Annotated in this window: 13 protein-coding genes and 2 tRNA genes; 2 read left to right on the top strand and 13 right to left on the bottom strand. The window is 50.8% G+C overall.

Going from position 1 to position 18,147, the window contains the following annotated elements:
* Positions 1–27: 27 nt before the first annotated feature.
* Positions 28–2,613, top strand: coding sequence for a bifunctional aconitate hydratase 2/2-methylisocitrate dehydratase (acnB, locus tag QUE61_RS04650; protein ID WP_286308084.1), 2,586 nt, complete (start codon positions 28–30; stop codon positions 2,611–2,613).
* A gap of 81 nt (positions 2,614–2,694) precedes the next feature.
* Here the strand turns inward: acnB and QUE61_RS04645 are convergent, their stop codons facing one another.
* From QUE61_RS04645 to QUE61_RS04630, 4 genes are all read right to left on the bottom strand, one after another.
* Positions 2,695–2,952: a hypothetical protein gene (locus QUE61_RS04645; RefSeq protein ID WP_286308082.1), complete on the bottom strand. Its 258-nt coding sequence runs from the start codon at positions 2,950–2,952 to the stop codon at positions 2,695–2,697.
* Between the two features lie 65 nt (positions 2,953–3,017).
* Positions 3,018–3,791 carry a spermine/spermidine synthase domain-containing protein gene (locus tag QUE61_RS04640; RefSeq protein ID WP_286308079.1) on the bottom strand — a complete coding sequence of 258 codons (774 nt, stop codon included), beginning with the start codon at positions 3,789–3,791 and terminating at the stop codon, positions 3,018–3,020.
* Positions 3,792–7,778, bottom strand: coding sequence for a phosphoribosylformylglycinamidine synthase (purL, locus tag QUE61_RS04635; RefSeq protein WP_286308078.1), 3,987 nt, complete (start codon positions 7,776–7,778; stop codon positions 3,792–3,794).
* Positions 7,779–7,816: 38 nt separating this feature from the next.
* Complete coding sequence (locus QUE61_RS04630) at positions 7,817–8,506, bottom strand: ABC transporter ATP-binding protein (protein ID WP_286308076.1); 690 nt, start codon at positions 8,504–8,506, stop codon at positions 7,817–7,819.
* A 1-nt stretch (position 8,507) separates the two neighbouring features.
* On the opposite strand from QUE61_RS04630, the gene QUE61_RS04625 reads away from it, so the two are divergent.
* The gene (locus QUE61_RS04625) at positions 8,508–9,170 is read left to right on the top strand and encodes an arylesterase (RefSeq protein ID WP_458574721.1); all 663 of its coding nucleotides are present in this window, start codon (positions 8,508–8,510) and stop codon (positions 9,168–9,170) included.
* A gap of 3 nt (positions 9,171–9,173) precedes the next feature.
* Here the strand turns inward: QUE61_RS04625 and QUE61_RS04620 are convergent, their stop codons facing one another.
* The 9 genes from QUE61_RS04620 to ispD form a co-directional block, all read right to left on the bottom strand.
* A complete protein-coding gene (locus tag QUE61_RS04620; RefSeq protein ID WP_286308074.1) occupies positions 9,174–10,613 on the bottom strand; it encodes a peptidylprolyl isomerase in 1,440 nt (479 codons plus the stop codon).
* A gap of 13 nt (positions 10,614–10,626) precedes the next feature.
* Positions 10,627–10,702: transfer RNA gene (locus QUE61_RS04615), tRNA-Val, on the bottom strand.
* A gap of 26 nt (positions 10,703–10,728) precedes the next feature.
* On the bottom strand, positions 10,729–13,161 hold the full coding sequence (gene lon / locus QUE61_RS04610; protein ID WP_286308071.1) for an endopeptidase La: 2,433 nt from the start codon (positions 13,159–13,161) through the stop codon (positions 10,729–10,731).
* A gap of 159 nt (positions 13,162–13,320) precedes the next feature.
* The gene (gene clpX / locus QUE61_RS04605) at positions 13,321–14,685 is read right to left on the bottom strand and encodes an ATP-dependent Clp protease ATP-binding subunit ClpX (RefSeq protein ID WP_286308070.1); all 1,365 of its coding nucleotides are present in this window, start codon (positions 14,683–14,685) and stop codon (positions 13,321–13,323) included.
* Between the two features lie 15 nt (positions 14,686–14,700).
* Positions 14,701–15,318, bottom strand: a complete 618-nt coding sequence (clpP, locus tag QUE61_RS04600) for an ATP-dependent Clp endopeptidase proteolytic subunit ClpP (RefSeq protein WP_108508366.1) — start codon at positions 15,316–15,318, stop codon at positions 14,701–14,703.
* A gap of 31 nt (positions 15,319–15,349) precedes the next feature.
* Positions 15,350–16,681: a trigger factor gene (gene tig / locus QUE61_RS04595; protein WP_286308066.1), complete on the bottom strand. Its 1,332-nt coding sequence runs from the start codon at positions 16,679–16,681 to the stop codon at positions 15,350–15,352.
* A gap of 51 nt (positions 16,682–16,732) precedes the next feature.
* Positions 16,733–16,819, bottom strand: a tRNA-Leu gene (locus QUE61_RS04590).
* Between the two features lie 52 nt (positions 16,820–16,871).
* Entirely contained in the window at positions 16,872–17,366 is a 495-nt protein-coding gene (gene ispF / locus QUE61_RS04585) for a 2-C-methyl-D-erythritol 2,4-cyclodiphosphate synthase (protein ID WP_286308063.1), read from the bottom strand.
* Positions 17,367–17,375: 9 nt separating this feature from the next.
* Positions 17,376–18,131, bottom strand: a complete 756-nt coding sequence (ispD, locus tag QUE61_RS04580; RefSeq protein ID WP_286308061.1) for a 2-C-methyl-D-erythritol 4-phosphate cytidylyltransferase — start codon at positions 18,129–18,131, stop codon at positions 17,376–17,378.
* Positions 18,132–18,147: the final 16 nt, after the last annotated feature.

Genomic DNA, 18,147 nt, shown 5'->3' with positions numbered 1-18,147 from the left:
TTTGGCCCACTTCTGATCAGGAATCTTATGTTAGACGCATACCAATCCCATGTAGCCGAACGTGCCGCGCAAGGCATCCCCGCCCTCCCATTAACCAAGGATCAAACCGCAGAATTGGTCAAAATGCTGCAAAACCCTCCCAAGGGTTTAGAGGCACAACTCCTTGATTTAATTACCTATCGTGTACCTGCTGGCGTGGATGAAGCCGCCAAGGTGAAGGCTGAGTTTTTGGATGCGCTTGCCAAAGGGAAGCTGCAATCGTCCGTTATCTCCCGAGTCAAAGCAACTGAGCTCTTGGGCACCATGCTTGGGGGCTACAACATCAAGCCATTGGTTGAATTGCTTGAGGACAAGGAGTGTGGCGCTGCAGCGACCGAAGCCCTCAAGAAAACCTTGCTCATGTTTGATTACTTTAATGATGTCAATGAGTTAGCCGAGAAAGGTAACGCAAATGCTAAGGCTGTGATTCAGAGTTGGGCCAATGCCGAGTGGTTTACCAGCCGCCCCGCCGTCCCCGAGTCGATGACCCTGACGGTTTTCAAGGTAACCGGTGAGACCAATACCGATGACCTCTCCCCAGCCCCCGATGCGTGGAGCCGTCCAGATATTCCGCTCCATGCGACCGTCATGCTCAAGAACCCCCGTCCAGGTATTGAACCTGATGAGGCTGGAGTGCGCGGCCCCATGAAACAAATTGAGGCGCTCAAGCAAAAAGGTCATCAAATTGCCTATGTGGGCGATGTCGTTGGCACTGGGTCGTCTCGTAAGTCAGCCACCAACTCCGTTCTGTGGTGGACCGGTCAAGACATTCCATTTGTACCCAATAAGCGCTATGGTGGTGTTTGCTTAGGCGGCAAAATTGCACCGATCTTCTTTAACACCATGGAAGATGCTGGCGCCCTCCCCATTGAGCTCGATGTCAATCAAATGAATACGGGTGATGTGATTGAACTGCGCCCCTATGAAGGCAAGGTTTACAAAGATGGCAAGGTGATTGCCGAGTTCACATTGAAGTCGCCAGTAATCCTCGATGAGGTTCGCGCTGGTGGTCGTATTCCACTCATCATTGGTCGTGGCTTAACGGCCAAGGCGCGTGCCTCCTTAGGCTTACCCGCATCAACCGAGTTCCGAGTACCGATTAGCCCACCTGATAACAAGAAGGGCTTTAGCTTGGCACAGAAGATGGTCGGTCGTGCCTGCGGCCTACCCGAAGGCCAAGGCGTTCGTCCAGGAACCTATTGTGAGCCCCATATGACCACCGTTGGTTCGCAAGACACCACGGGTCCAATGACCCGCGATGAACTAAAAGACCTCGCTTGCTTGGGGTTCTCAGCAGACTTAGTGATGCAGTCGTTCTGCCACACCTCGGCCTATCCAAAGCCAGTGGACATTCGTACCCATCATGAACTGCCATCGTTCATGACCAATCGCGGTGGCGTCTCATTGCGCCCGGGCGATGGTGTGATCCATAGTTGGTTAAACCGCCTGTTGTTGCCCGATACGTGTGGCACCGGTGGCGATAGCCACACTCGCTTCCCAATTGGCATCTCTTTCCCTGCCGGGTCGGGTCTCGTCGCATTCGCGGCTGCCACCGGTGTCATGCCTCTGGATATGCCCGAGTCCGTCCTAGTTCGCTTTAAAGGTCAAATGCAACCTGGGATCACCTTACGCGACTTGGTCAATGCGATTCCTCTCTTTGCGATTAAGCGTGGCTTACTCACCGTTGAGAAAAAAGGGAAGAAGAATGTGTTCTCAGGTCGTATTCTCGAGATTGAAGGCTTACCTGATCTCAAGGTCGAGCAGGCTTTTGAACTATCCGATGCATCAGCCGAGCGTTCTGCCGGTGGTTGCACCGTGCATCTCAATAAAGAGCCCATTATCGAATACATGCGCTCCAACATTACGCTCATGAAATGGATGATTGCGAATGGCTACGAAGATAAGCGCACCCTCGCACGCCGTATCAAAGCGATGGAGAGTTGGATTGCAAATCCACAATTACTCAAAGCCGATGAGAATGCGGATTACGCCGAGATTATTGAGATCGATCTAAACGAGATCAAAGAGCCAATCTTGGCTTGCCCCAATGATCCAGATGATGTGAAGTACCTCTCTGAGGTTCAGGGTGACAAAATTGATGAAGTGTTTATTGGTTCGTGCATGACTAATATTGGACACTTCCGTGCAGCTGGCAAAATCCTCGAAGGCAAAACCGATATCCCAACCCGCCTCTGGGTAGCACCGCCCACCAAGATGGATGCCATGATCCTCACCGAGGAAGGCTACTATGGCATTCTGGGTCGCACCGGTGCGCGCATGGAGTCCCCCGGTTGCTCGTTATGCATGGGTAATCAAGCTCAAATCCGCAAAGGCGCTACGGCGGTTTCCACTTCAACACGTAACTTCCCCAATCGTTTAGGGATTGATACGCGGGTGTATCTAGCTTCCGCTGAACTTGCTGCAGTTGCCGCCCTTTTGGGCCGCATACCTACTATGGCCGAATACTTGGAGCAGTTCCAAGCGGTCAATGCCAAAGCCAATGATGTGTATCGTTACATGAACTTTGACAAGATCAAAGACTTTAGTGAGGTTGCGGATACCGTCAACGTTTAAGCGGGTCCGTAAACAAAATAGCCCAGGGGTTTTAGCCTTGGGCTTTTTTATTTCAGTTCTTACTCTTCGGTGATTCAAATATCAATGCAAGACGACCGGCTTCGCTTGCTTTTTGCGTTTGTGAAGCAGCCAAGCGCTATGGATTCTGGTCACGACCATGATTGGCCAGAGTAATGCGCATAGCAGGACCCAAAACGTGCGAGTCTCAAATAGACTGTCATCCGTGCCCTTTGCCTGGTGAGGTCCCTCACTATACAGGTGACGCTGTGCATAGGTGAGAAAGCCAAAGCATGCACCAAAGAGGATAAACAGGGTAATAAAAGTTGTATCGGTCATCATTAAAACCCCAGATTAGGTATGTAAAGTAAATATTACATATAAATCTGTAAAAGAAAAAGGTTTATTTAGATGGCTAGAGCTTCCTCTTGATGAGCATTCACTGTCCGTAAGCCCTGTACCCAAGGCTTGGTTGGAAGTCCCGTCGTTGTTTCAATCATTTTGGCGCGTTGCACAATAGGGTCCCAATCCGTCTTGATCATGGGGCCTTTAAAAGCAATGGCGACCGCATTGCAATCGTGCGATTCTGGGAAGATGAGTACCCTGCCCTTAAACGCTTTGCAGATATTGTTGAGATTAATGTCAAAGCTTTTATGCTGTGAGAACAAATTAACGGTCATCACTCCAACTACTTTTAAGCTTTGGTAGCAGGCTTGGTAAAACTCGAGTGAGCTCAATACCGGCCCTTTGGCTTGTGCATCGTACAGGTCCACTTGCAAGACATCAGACTGTTGTTGATAGCGTGTGTTCTTCACATACGCGAATGCATCATCTTCAACAATCGTTAAGTTGGGGTCTGTGGGTAGATCAAACATGGTCTTAGCCGCAATGATCACCGCTGGATTAATTTCCACGATGGTGTTGTGTACACCAGGACAATGTTCGAGGGTGAACTTTGCTAAGGATCCAGTACCAAGACCCAATTGAGTGACTTGCATCCGGGGATGACTTTGTAAAAATAGAAGCCACGCCATCATTTGCTGGGAGTACTCGAGATAGATTTCGTTCGGATCCCGAATGCGCATCGCGCCTTGAATCCAAGGCGTACCTAAATGCAGATATCGAATACCACCAGACTCGGAGAATGTAACCGGGGGAAACGATGTTTTGTTGCTTGCCACCTAGTTCACCCAAACGCGGGCATTACGGAACATGCGAAGCCACGGGCTTGCCCCATCCGCGAGCTGATGCCATTCTTTGGGATACCAACTCATTTGCACATTTCTGAACACTCGCTCGGGGTGCGGCATCATCACTGTGAAGCGACCATCGGTAGTCGTTACACCCGTGAGTCCATGAGGCGAGCCATTGGGATTAAATGGATAGCGCTGCGTTGACTTGCCGTAGTGATCAACAAAGCGCATGGCTGCTAAGTGATTGGATTCAATCTGTTGATCATTGCCTTGGTGTTTAAAGTTCGCATAGCCTTCACCATGTGCTACCGCAATGGGTAAATGACTTCCAGCCATGCCTTTGAAGAATAGCGATGGAGAATCTAACACTTCCACCATCACCAAACGCGCTTCGTATTGCTCTGATTGATTGCGAGTGAACTTCGGCCAGGCATCTGCCCCTGGAATGAGTTTCGATAAATTACTCATCATCTGACAGCCATTGCAAACGCCTAATGCAAAACTGTCCGAGCGGTTGAAAAATGCCCTGAACTGATCACTGAGCATTTGGTTAAAGAGAATGGTCTTAGCCCATCCTTCACCGGCGCCGAGTACATCGCCGTAACTGAATCCACCGCAGGCAACTAGGCCTTGAAACTCGTTAAGGTGTGTACGGCCCGCAAGCAAATCGCTCATATGAACATCGTGCGTAGCAAAACCAGCAAGATCCATTGCATAGGCCATCTCCAGATGCGAGTTCACGCCCTGCTCGCGCAAGATGGCGATCTTTGGACGAATGGCATTTTGGAGGTATGGCGCACTGATGTTCTCGTTGGGATCAAACGTGAGCTTCGGGCTCATGCCCGGGTCCTTGGCGTCATCCAAGGCGTTGAACTCACTATCAACGCACTCGGGGTTATCGCGTAGACGTGCAATTTGATAGCTGGTGTTTTGCCAAAGTTTTTGCAAGGTCATGCGGCTCTCTGAGTAAACGCATTTTGCATCACGCCAGATCTCTAAAGTGTCATTCGGATTGGGTTTACCGATCACATGACTAAAGGCACTAATGCCCTGTTCTCGCAAGATAGCAAAGACCGGATCGCGCTGCGAACGCTCAATCTGAATCACCACCCCAAGCTCTTCATTAAAGAGCGCCCGAATGGTTTGTTCATGGCGGCGACCGCTGACTTGGCTCGCCCAATTCTTCGCATCGCCGTAATCCTGTTCGGTGCGCGCATCAATACAGAGTAAATCAACGTTGATGGAAATACCGCAGTGACTGGCAAAGGCCATCTCCGCGACACAGGCGAGTAGGCCTCCATCGGATCGGTCGTGATAGGCCAAGACCATTTGCTTGGCACGCAGTTGCGTAATCGCGCTGGCAAAACCTTTGAGGACCTCAGGTTTATCAACGGATGGTGCTTCGCTATCGGTTTGATCAAATACTTGGGTGAGAATGCTGCCCGCCATGCGATTTTGGTTACATCCCAGATCAATCAGAATGAGTTCGGTATCCGCGATCTCGGTGTTCAGTTGTGGTGTCAGTGTTTTGCGAACATCATTTACTGGGGCGAAGGCCGAGATGATGAGCGACACGGGAGCAATCACTTGCTTGGCTTGATTCTGATCCTGCCAGGAGGTAGCCATTGATAAAGAATCCTTCCCGACTGGGATCGAGATCCCCAGTGCAGGACAGAGCTCCATACCGACCGCTTCTACTGAGGCGAAGAGTTTGGCATCCTCGCCCGCCTGACCACAAGCAGCCATCCAGTTCGCCGAGAGCTTAATGTCTTCAATGCCTTGGACATCCGCTGCCAGAATATTCGTGATGGCTTCACCCACTGCTATCTTGGCCGCCGCGGGCGCATTAAAGAGAGCTACGGGGGTGCGCTCACCCATACTCATCGCTTCTCCACGATAGCCCTCATAGTCCATGGTGGTGACCGCGCAATCAGCCACCGGCACTTGCCATGGACCCACAAATGGGTCCCGCGAGTTCAAGCCTCCTACGGTGCGATCCCCGATCGTGATTAAGAATGATTTACTGGCTACCGTTGGTTGTTGTAATACCGCCTCAATCGCCACTTTGAGATCAATCTCATTGCAATTGATGGGGGCAAACTGCTCGTGCGTACTTTCTACATCACGGTGCATTTTAGGAGGCTTACCTAGGAGCACCTCCATGGGCATATCAATTGGATAGCGTTGATCTGGATTGGTACTTTGCTGCTGATCGTGCAATTGCAGCTGCCGATCTTGGGTGGTATGCCCAACGACCGCATAGGGACAGCGCTCCCGTTCACAGATGGAGGCAAAACCTTCGAGATCCTTAGCGTGGATGGCAATGACATACCGCTCTTGCGACTCATTGCACCAGATCTCGGCAGGACTCATGCCGCTCTCTTCTAACGGAATCTTGCGAAGCTCAAATTGCGCACCGAGCTTGGCACTATCAGCAAGCTCAGGGAAGGCGTTCGATAATCCACCTGCACCCACATCGTGGATTGACACAATCGGATTGTTCTCTCCTAGGGAGCGGCATTGATTAATCACCTCTTGCGCACGACGCTCAATTTCTGGGTTACCGCGTTGAACGGAATCAAAGTCAAGGTCGGCGGTGTTGGTACCTGTTGCCATCGAGCTTGCTGTGCCACCACCCATGCCAATGCGCATCCCGGGACCTCCCAACTGAATGAGCAGATCGCCATCCAGAATCGTTTTCTTATGGGTATGGATATCTTCAATCGCGCCAATGCCACCGGCGATCATGATGGGCTTGTGGTATCCGCGGTGCTTACCTGCAATGGTTTGCTCAAAGACCCTGAAATACCCGCCCAAATTAGGGCGACCAAACTCGTTATTGAAAGCAGCGCCACCCAGTGGGCCATCGATCATGATTTGTAAGGGGGTCGCGATGCGCTCTGGTTTGCCATAAGGCTTTTGCTCCCAGGGCAAGTTCGTGCCAGGGATATGCAAGTTCGATACTGAAAACCCAGTAAGTCCTGCTTTGGGTTTACCACCAATGCCGGTTGCGCCCTCATCGCGGATCTCGCCACCCGATCCAGTTGCCGCCCCCTGAAAAGGCGCAATCGCAGTGGGATGGTTGTGGGTCTCAACCTTCATTAAGGTATGCACCAGAGTTCGCTTGGTGTGGTATTGCCCGGCGGGGCCTCTGGAACTCCATACATCCGCTTCGCACCCTTCCATAATGGCCGAGTTATCTGAGTAAGCCACTACTGTCCCTTTGGGTTGTAAGCGGTGCGTATTCCGAATCATGGCAAAGAGCGAGTGTTCCTGCTCCTTTCCATCGATTGTCCAACTCGCATTAAAGATTTTATGGCGGCAGTGTTCACTGTTCGCTTGTGCAAACATGATTAACTCAACATCGCTAGGATTACGACCTAAGCGTTTGAAGTTCTCTTCAAGATACGTGATCTCATCAGTAGAGAGAGCCAACCCCAAAGCGTGGTTTGCATCATCAAGCGCCTTTTGACCCAAGCCAATCACATCAATACGGGTGAATGGACGATCAGGTAAGGTTTGATAGAGGGCGTTCGCCTCATCTGACGAGGTAATGATGACTTCGGTCATGCGATCAAACAGACTAGCTTGAAGAATACGTTCTTGTTCTGGGCTTAGGGTGCGTTTAGTACTCCATTGATAAGCGATGCCCCGCTCAATTCGCAGGACTTTTAATCCGCACTGATGGGCGATATCCGTCGCCTTACTTGCCCACGGAGAGACCGTGCCAAAGCGTGGAATCACGATCGCACGATTCGGCGCTGCTTTTGCTTCGAACGGTTCACCATACTGCAGCAGTGCATTTAAGGTCGCTAGCTCATCGCTTGTCAACTCATTGGTGGACCAAACAAAATGCAGATACTGAGCATGAATCGACTGAATCTCAATCCCCTCCTGATGGAGGTAACTCAGAAGCCGTTGTTGACGGAATACAGAGAGGGCGTCAGCCCCGGGCAGACAACGGAAAAAGGACATGTCTTAATTATAAGAGCCCTGCGATCCCAACCATGGTTTTAGACCAGACGACCACCTTGCAGGGTTAATTGACGGCTACAGCGGTTTGCGAGTTGGGGGTCATGGGTCACCAGAATTAAGGTGGAGCCATTCTCACGGTTGAGCTCAAAAAGGAGTTCAATGACTTTGGAGCCGCTTGCCTCGTCCAAACTTCCGGTAGGCTCATCGGCAAACAGAATAGATGGCTCACTCACAAATGCACGGGCTAAGGCCACGCGTTGCTGCTCACCACCCGATAAGGTTTTAGGGTAATGCATCAAGCGTTGCGATAAACCGACGCGTGCGAGGCAATCGCTTGCGAGCTTGCGCGCTTCGGTCAGAGTCGTTCCGCGAATCTCCAAAGGTAGCATGACGTTCTCAAGGGCATTGAGATGCGGTACTAGCTGAAAGGACTGAAACACAAAGCCCACGAACTGACCCCTGAGCTTTGCCCGACCGTCTTCATCCAATCGACCAAGATCCTGTTGCATAAGCTCAATCGAGCCGCTCGTGGGTAGATCTAGGCCAGCCATCAATCCCAACAGTGTGCTCTTACCAGATCCCGATGCTCCCACGATGGCAACCGACTCTCCTGATCGAATCGTGAAATTAATGTCTTGCAAAATGGCAAGCAGCCCATCACTGGTCTGAACCGTTTTACCCACACCTTTGGCCTGCAAGACTGGGGCAGATTCATGCACAATAGTCAATGTGAATCCTTTGTTTAAACAATTTGTTGTTGGATTGGCCTCCATCTTACTCGTCAGTGCCGCACCCGTGCAGGCACAAACTGCTAAGACCCCAAGCGCGACTCCACAACTCCTCGTTCTGGGCGATAGCCTTTCTGCAGAGTACGGACTGCCACGCGGCAGCGGTTGGGTGGGATTGCTCCAAAATCAATTACGTAAGGATGGCAGTATTTGGCAAGTTGCCAATGCCAGCATTAGCGGTGAGACCACCGCAGGTGGCTTAAGTCGTCTGCCAGATCTCTTAAAACGCATCAAGCCTCGTTTAGTGATTATTGAACTGGGCGCCAACGATGCCCTGCGAGGACTCTCACTCGCGGCTACCCAGAAAAACCTCAAAGAGATGATCGTGATGAGTAAGAAAAGTGGCGCTGAGGTCTTGCTCCTAGGGATGCAAATCCCTCCCAACTATGGTCAGGAATATACCAAGCAGTTTGCCCGACTCTTTGTGACCCTATCGCAGTCGGAGCAAGTTCCTCTGCTGCCATTTTTTCTGGAGGGTGTCGCTACCCGGCCTGAGTTATTTCAGGCGGATCGGATTCATCCAAATGAACAGGCACAACCAATCCTGTTTAATAATGTCTGGAAGGCTCTCGAACCATACCGAGAGCTTCTTAAAACCAATTGATTATTACTTCAGAGGATTGATAATTTTCACATCCGCCAAGATGCGCATGTGATTGAGGAAGGCTGCAAACTCAGCTTGGGCTGCTAGTGCTTCCATTTGTTGTGCTTGTGCGACTCTCATTTTGGGGTCTGCGGCTGGTGGTTGACGCACTTGATCAATACGATACAGAGTAATTCCGCCATCCGAGCCCTGGGCAGATACCACCACCGGTAGTTTGGCTGGATCAACCGCCATTACGGCATCCAATTGTGGGCCAATCAGATCGATTGGCTTATTGCGCGAGACCCATACTGGCTTACCAAAACCATTGGTGTCATTGGGATTCTTTTGCAGGGCCTCAAAGCGCGTACCCGCTGCTTCGGCGGCTAGTTTTTGAGCAGCCTTCAGACTGTACTGGCGGCGCACTTCAGCGCTCACTTCTTTATAAGGCAGAACCTTGGCAGGGTAGAAGGTCACCACCCGCGCTGACACAAAGGTGCCAGGGGCAATTTGTACTGCTTCGATGTTGCGTTTGTTCTTGAGCGCTTCATCATTAAATAGCGCTTGCACCACACGTCGGTCATTCATGGGGTGATCTTTGGAGAGGCTCGCTTGACCATTACGCCCCACCCCTTTGGCCGACTGAATGGAGAGCTTTAATTTATCCGCTGCTGGTTTAAGACTGTCTGCTTGATCATAGGTGATGTTTGCAAACTGATCGGCCTTGTCATTAAATACCTTAGCATCCTCTTTAGGATCGGCTTTGAGAACCAAGAACTCCACATCGATGGTCTCTGGGGCCTCGAACAGTTTGGTATTTGCCTCGTAGTACTCTTGCAACTGGGCATCGGTCGGGGTCACCTTGTTTACAAACTCATTGGCTGTGAAGCGCAAGGACTGAACCTGGCGTTCGGTCTCATACATGGTTGAGATCATGCTCGCTAATTTTGGATTGGGTAATTCGGTACGCGCCACTGCGGTAACCAGTTGCTGAATCATGAGATCAAAGCGCTGGGCGTTCTCAAATTGATCAACGGTCATCCCCACATTGGCTAAGAGCTGACGATAGCGTGCCGAGTCAAAACTGCCATCTGGTTTATACATGGCCTTAATCTCGGGGATCTGAGCTAAGCTTTGGCTGAGATAGGCATTGCTAATGCTGAGCTTGAGGTCGCGTACGGCAAATGCCAAGAGGCGCTGCTGGATCAACTCATCCAAAACCGCTTGACGGAACGGCAGACTCTGAGCAATCTGAGCGGTCCCACCAAAGCGCTCGGCTTGACGCTTGGCGTTGTTATCCACCTCTTGGGTGGTAATCGGTTTGCCATCAATCTTGACGAGATCGGTATCTTTGTCAAAGAAATCCGTATAGCTCGAGATGCCAAAGAGCGCAAATGACGGAACAATAAAAAGAAGCAGGATGATCTGCGCTAGTTTTTGGTGTTTACGTACGGAATCGAACATGGATTAGAGGAAATGGTGGGTGCTAACGGGATCGAACCGCTGACATTCTGCGTGTAAGGCAGACGCTCTACCAGCTGAGCTAAGCACCCTTAAAACTGACAACCGAGATTGTAACTTAATGTTTGATGACGTCTCCACTTGCAGGGCTGCTGGTTTGCTTCGCAGCCTCAGCAGCCTTTTTGGCCAACTCCTCAGGGCTGGGATCAGGTAGGGGTTCAGCCTTGCGCTCGAGGGCAAGCTCTAAGACCTTATCAATCCAGCGAACTGGAATAATCTCGATCGCATTCTTCACATTATCCGGAATATCAATTAAATCCTTAACGTTCTCTTCCGGAATCAAGACCAACTTAATCCCACCGCGGTGTGCCGCGAGAAGCTTTTCTTTCAGGCCGCCAATCGGGAGTACCTCACCTCGTAAGGTGATCTCACCGGTCATGGCAATGTCTGAACGCACGGGGATTCCGGTAAATACTGAAACCAGTGCAGTTGTGATTGCTATACCTGCCGATGGACCATCTTTGGGGGTGGCGCCCTCTGGGAAGTGAATATGAATGTCTTTCTTCTCGAAGGCCTCATCGACAATACCGAGCCCCTTGGCGCGCGAGCGCACCACTGTTCTGGCAGCCTCGACGGATTCTTTCATCACATCACCAATGGAGCCAGTGCGCGTAATTGTGCCCTTACCTGGCATCAGCGCTGCTTCAATGGTGAGCAAATCACCGCCGACCTCAGTCCATGCCAGACCCGTAACCTGCCCAACTTGGTTCTCCTTCGCGGCGGAGCCAAAGTCAAACATGCGCACCGATAGGAATTTCTCGAGATTGTCAGCATCGACTTTAATCGGTGCGCTCTCTTTTTTGAGGAGCAGCATCTTCACGGTCTTGCGACAGATTTTGCTAATCTCGCGCTCGAGTGCACGAACCCCTGCCTCACGCGTGTAATACCGAATGATGTTACGAATCGCGCTCTCATCAATGGTGAGTTCACCGTCTTTCAAGCCATTGTTCTTGATTTGCTTTGGAATGAGGTAGTTCTTCGCAATGCTAAGTTTCTCATCCTCGGTATAACCGGCTAAGCGGATCACTTCCATTCGGTCTAGCAGAGGACCTGGGATGTTGAGCGAGTTCGCAGTTGCCACAAACATCACGTCCGAGAGATCAAAGTCCACTTCAACATAGTGATCTTGGAAGGTATGGTTTTGTTCTGGGTCCAAGACCTCAAGCAAGGCGCTAGCGGGATCACCACGGAAGTCCATTCCCATCTTGTCAACTTCATCAAGTAGGAACAATGGATTACGAACACCCACTTTGGTGAGACTACTCAGAATCTTGCCTGGCATTGAACCAATATAGGTACGACGATGCCCCCGAATCTCGGACTCATCCCGGACCCCACCCAAGGCCATGCGCACGAACTTACGGTTCGTGGCGCGTGCAACCGATTGCCCAAGCGAGGTCTTACCCACTCCGGGCGGTCCAACCAAACACAAAATGGGTGCTTTGACGCGATCTACCCGTTGTTGAACCGCAAGGTACTCCAAAATACGCTCTTTAACCTTATCCAGACCATAGTGGTCTTCGTTCAATACTTTCTCGGCATTGCTGAGGTCATTATTGATCTTGCTCTTCTTGCGCCAGGGCAAGTTCACCAAGGTATCGATGAAGTTACGGATCACCGTCGCCTCAGCCGACATTGGTGACATGAGTTTTAATTTCTTGAGCTCAGACTCGGCCTTTTTCAAGGCCTCCTTGGGCATGCGTGCCGCTTTAATGCGCTTCTCCAGCTCTTCGAGATCAGCACCCTCTTCGCCCTCACCCAGTTCTTTCTGAATGGCTTTAACCTGCTCATTGAGATAGTACTCACGCTGACTCTTTTCCATCTGGCGCTTCACGCGACCACGAATCCGCTTCTCGACTTGCAAGATATCAATTTCGCTCTCAAGATCCGTTAAGAGACTTTCTAAGCGTTGCATGACTCCGTTCATTTCCAGTAAGCGCTGCTTTTGCTCCAGCTTCACCGGCAGGTGTGCGCAAATGGTATCGGCTAAGCGGCTAGGATCATCGATACCAGCAAGCGATGCCAAGATCTCTTGGGGGATTTTTTTATTGAGTTTGACGTACTGATCAAACTGAGCCATGATCGCACGGCGCAGCGCTTCGGTCTCATGCGCATCGACCACCTCAATCTCTTTGGGAGTCGCTTCGCAACTGAAGTAGCCCAGGCTATCTTCAATCTGACTCACTTCAGCCCGTTGCGAGCCTTCGACCAGGACCTTCACTGTACCGTCAGGGAGTTTGAGCATTTGCAAGATGCTGGCAATGCAGCCCACTTCATAAAGGTCTTCAACTGAGGGCTCATCTTTGGCTGCGGCTTTCTGTGCCACCAGTAAGACACTCTTGCCGGTTTCCATCGCGGCCTCGAGGGCTTTAATGGATTTGGGGCGACCCACAAACAATGGGATCACCATATGGGGAAAGACCACCACGTCCCTTAAGGGCAACAAAGGTAACTGGATGGGTTCAGAAGGAAGTAATAATTGTCCTGGCATTGCATTGTTCTCCAGTTAGATCTACGGCTAGCATACTACCTATATGGGGAGTTCATCGAGAAACTCAATACCAATCATACAAAAAAGATCAAAAATACCCTAAACTAGGGTTCATTTTGCAAAAAAGGGGCTGATTTCAGGGGGTTTTGTGACAAAGGCCTAAGCCTTTTTGCTTAGGGATGACTCTACGTCATCACCACCCTGCTTGTACACAACCAAAGGCTTGGCGCCAGATTGCACGGTGCTATCGTCAATCACGACTTTTTGGACATTCTTCATCGATGGAAGTTCGTACATGACATCCATCAGCACCCCTTCGAGCAGAGATCGCAGGCCTCGGGCACCGGTTTTACGAGCAATCGCCTTTTTGGCAATCGCACTTAAGGCCTCTGGGCGAACCTCCAACTCCACGCCCTCCATCCCAAGTAAGGCTTGGTATTGCTTCACCAGTGCATTTTTGGGTTCGGTCAAGATCGCGACCAAAGCGGTCTCATCAAGCTCCGCCAAGGTTGCGAGAACTGGTAAGCGTCCGATCAACTCCGGAATCAAGCCAAATTTGATGAGATCCTCGGGCTCCACTTCCGCTAACAGCTGGCCGATACCCCGGCTGTCTTTGGCAGCGACCTCTGCCCCAAAACCAATCCCGGTCTTTTGCGTACGTTGCTGAATCACTTTCTCTAAGCCATCAAAGGCACCGCCACAAATAAAGAGGATGTTAGTGGTATCCACTTGCAAGAAATCTTGATTGGGGTGTTTACGTCCACCTTGGGGAGGTACTGAGGCCATCGTGCCTTCAATCAACTTGAGGAGCGCTTGTTGCACACCTTCACCTGAGACATCGCGAGTAATCGATGGGTTATCCGATTTACGCGAGATCTTATCGATCTCATCGATATACACAATGCCGCGTTCGGCCTTCTCAATGTTGTAGTCGCAGTTTTGCAAGAGTTTCTGAATGATGTTCTCGACATCCTCGCCTACGTATCCGGCCTCGGTCAATGTGGTGGCGTCGGCCATCACAAACGGCACATCCAGCATGCGGGCCAGGGTCTGTGCTAACAAGGTTTTACCGGAACCCGTGGGGCCAATTAATAGAATATTGCTCTTGGCCAGCTCCACACCATCGACTAGTGGCTTGTTATTGCCAGCTTGCGCCGCAGTTTTCTTAGCATCTTTGGGCGCCTCTGCTTTATCGCCCTCTCCCTTTTTCACTTTCGGTGCAGGCAGGTGCAATAAGCGCTTGTAATGGTTGTAAACAGCGACTGCTAGTGTTTTTTTGGCGAGATCCTGACCGATCACATACTGATCAAGGTTTAAGCGAATCTCTTGCGGAGATGGGAGCGCATCGCCTTTGTTGGCTAGCGGCTCTTTGGCAATTTCTTCTTGAATTATATCGGTGCATAGATCGATGCACTCATCACAAATAAACACCGATGGCCCGGCAATTAGTTTTTTGACCTCATGCTGGCTTTTGCCACAGAAGGAACAGTACAGCGTTTTATCCGTGGTGGTGGTTTCGCTCATCGCTTGTTCTACGTATTAGCTACCGCGTTGATCAATCACTTTATCAACCAAGCCATAATCACGCGCTTGCTCGGCTGACATGAAATTATCGCGATCGGTATCTTTGGCGATGGTCTCAATCGTTTGACCAGTGCGTTGCGACAAAATTGTGTTCAAGCGTTCGCGCAAATACAAGATCTCGCGGGCTTGGATCTCAATATCAGAGGCTTGACCGCGGGCACCACCTAATGGCTGATGAATCATCACACGTGCATTGGGCAAGGCATAGCGCTTGCCCTTTTCACCAGCGGCCAGCAAGAAGGCGCCCATGCTGGCAGCCATTCCCATGCACAAGGTACTCACATGCGGCTTAATAAATTGCATAGTGTCATAGATTGCCAAACCAGCAGACACCGATCCACCCGGGGAGTTGATATAGAGCGAGATCTCCTTATCGGGGTTCTCACTCTCCAAAAATAGCAATTGCGCAATCACCAAGTTGGCGGTTTGATCATTAACCTCACCCACCAGAAACACCACCCGCTCTTTTAATAAACGTGAGTAGATATCGTAGGCACGCTCTCCTCGTCCGGAGGTCTCTACCACCATCGGGACTAAACCAAGGGCTTGGGTCTCAAGTGCGCTCATGCTCATTGACTTTCTAGATTGATCATTGGCTATTAGATTAACTCATTTTGCTGAGCTCTTCGAAACTAACCGATTGATCGGTTACCTTCGCGAGGCCGCAAATATGTTTCACGACGTTCTCCTCAAGAACCACGGCTTCCACCTCCTTAAGGCGGCTTGGATCGCTGTAATACCAACGAACCACCTCTTTGGGATCCTCATAGGTCGCAGCGGTCTCTTCGATCGACGCTTTAATTTGATCCGGGGTCGCAGTTAAGCTGTGAAGCTTAACAAGATCCGACAGAATCAATCCGAGCCGTACGCGCTTGTCAGCCTGCTCAGCAAACATCTCGGCAGGAATCGGTGCATCCTTTGCATTGGGGATGCCGCGTTGCATGAGATCTTGGCGAGCACCTTCAACTAAACGCTCTTGCTCGCTAGTAATTAATGATTTAGGCACATCGAGTTGGCATTGCTTGATTAACTCGTCCATGACCTGGTTCTTAAGGAGAGCCTCGGTGCGACGCTTGACCTCGCGCTCCATATTGGCCTTGATCTCGCTGCGCATCTTCTCGACGCCCCCTTCGGTAATCCCCAGGGATTTAGCAAACTCCTCATCCGCTGGAGGCAAATGAGGCCAGGCGACATCCTTCATCGTAATCGTGAACTGAGCGGTTTTACCTGCCACCTCTTTACCGTGGTAGTCGGCTGGGAAACTTAAGGGGAAGGTTTTGCTCTCGCCCTTTTTAAGACCTAATGCGGCGGCCTCAAACTCTGGCAACATCTGACCGGCACCGATTACGAACTTAAAGTCATCGGCTTTGCCGCCTGCAAACTCGACGCCATCAATCGTGCCAACAAAATCCAGAGTCACTTGATCATCTTTTTGAGCGCTGGTATCAGAACCACCATCACCGTGGTCGCCGGCTTCACCGCGGGAGTGATAATGCACGCGTTGTTTGCGAAGAACATCGAGCGCCCGATCGATTTCGGGATCGTTCACATCGGTGGTGTAGCGGGTTAACTCGGAGCCACTGAAGTCACCAATCTTCACTTCAGGCAAGACCTCAAAAAAGGCATCAAACACAACTTCATCGGCGCCAATCTCACTTTTAGGTTCCAAGCGGGGTTGGCTGGCTAATTTGATTCCTTCTTTTTTGCTGACCTCATAAAAGAGTTGCGACGCTTTGTCATACTGAACCTCGAAATCCACTTGCAGGCCGTATTGCTGCTCCACCATTTTCTTGGGCACCTTGCCTGGACGAAAGCCCGGCATCTTCATGGATTTACCAATCTTATTTAAACGGGCCTCGCGTGCTTGGTTCACATCAGCACGATTAAATTGGAGAGTAATTTTGCGATCTAAGCTACCTAAGTTTTCGATTTGCACTGCAGCCTCTTTAATGAAGGTTAGATGTGAAGACTAAGCCAAGCAGCCGTGTGGTGCGAGGAGGGGGACTCGAACCCCCACACCATTTCTGGCGTCAGGACCTAAACCTGGTGCGTCTACCAATTTCGCCATCCTCGCATTTCAGCGATGCAGACACGAACCGGCTCAGAATTCACGTAAAAGGTAGATTCTACAATGCCTTATAGAGGAGAGCCACGGCGTGGACTGCAATTCCCTCACCCCGACCCAGATGGCCCAAGGATTCATTGGTTTTGGCTTTCAAATTGATATGGCTGTCGGTCACCTTCAAGTCGCTTGCAATATTGCGCACCATCTCCGGAATATATGAGGCTAATTTTGGTTTTTGACAGATCACAGTGGCATCGACATTACCAACCTGATAGCCCATGGCTTGGATCTCTTGCAAGGCTGCCCGCAGTAGCACTCGGCTATCCATGTCTTTGAAGCGCGCATCGTCATCGGGGAACATTTGCCCAATGTCATGCAAACCAGCAGCACCTAAAAGTGCATCGGTAATCGCGTGTAGCAATGCATCAGCATCCGAGTGTCCAAGTAGACCTTTTTCATAGGGAATGTGAACTCCCCCAAGAATTAATTTGCGAACAGGTACCAAGGCATGAATGTCATACCCCTGTCCGATCCGAAATGGAATGCTGGTCATCATGGCAGTATTTTACCGACGCTCACTGAGTACCAGCTCCATCAACTCCCAATCGGCAGGATGGGTTACCTTGAAGTTCCGGGTAGCACCCTCGACCAAAAGAGGTTGCCCACCTAAGCGCTCAATCGCGCTCGCTTCATCGGTAATATTGGCCCCAGCTTCAATGGCTTGACTTAATGCATCATGGAGCACTTTGAGAGGAAACATCTGTGGGGTTTGTGCTTGCCACAGACGCGAGCGATCAATCGTGGTTTTGGCACGCATCGCATCATGCGTGGTCTCTTTCATCGTATCGGCAACCGGCATCGCCAAGAGGCCGCCGGATTGCAATGCCTGATGGTGGTTCTCAGCCTGTTCTTGGGCTTTTACTAAGGTAATTAGTCGGGCAATCAATTCAGGGGTGATTCCTGGGCGGGCTGCATCGTGCACCAATACCCAATCGTGGGGATCAACCCCCAAATCAAGCATCGCCGCAAGCGTATTTAAGACCGTTTGCTGCCGCGTGGGACCACCCGTTTCCAGAAACTCAAAGCGTTTGACTGGATTGGGGTAGCGTGACTTGAGATCATGGATCAAAGGATTGGAGCCAGGACTCATGCCGATCCAGACGGAGTTCACTTCAGGGCAGGCAAAGAAAGCATCCAAGGCATAGAGCAACATGGGCTTACCCGCCAAATGCCGAAACTGTTTAGGTTGATCGCCACCCAAGCGCACGCCCATGCCCGCGGAGGGTAAAACGGCATGGCAAGGTTTATTTAGGGTTGCCATGACAGGGTCAGAATGG

Source organism: Polynucleobacter sp. HIN5 (genome assembly GCF_030297555.1).
Taxonomy (GTDB): Bacteria; Pseudomonadota; Gammaproteobacteria; order Burkholderiales; family Burkholderiaceae; genus Polynucleobacter.
The sequence above is the reverse complement of the archived record's forward strand: the minus strand, read 5'-3'. Positions and strand labels throughout refer to the sequence as shown.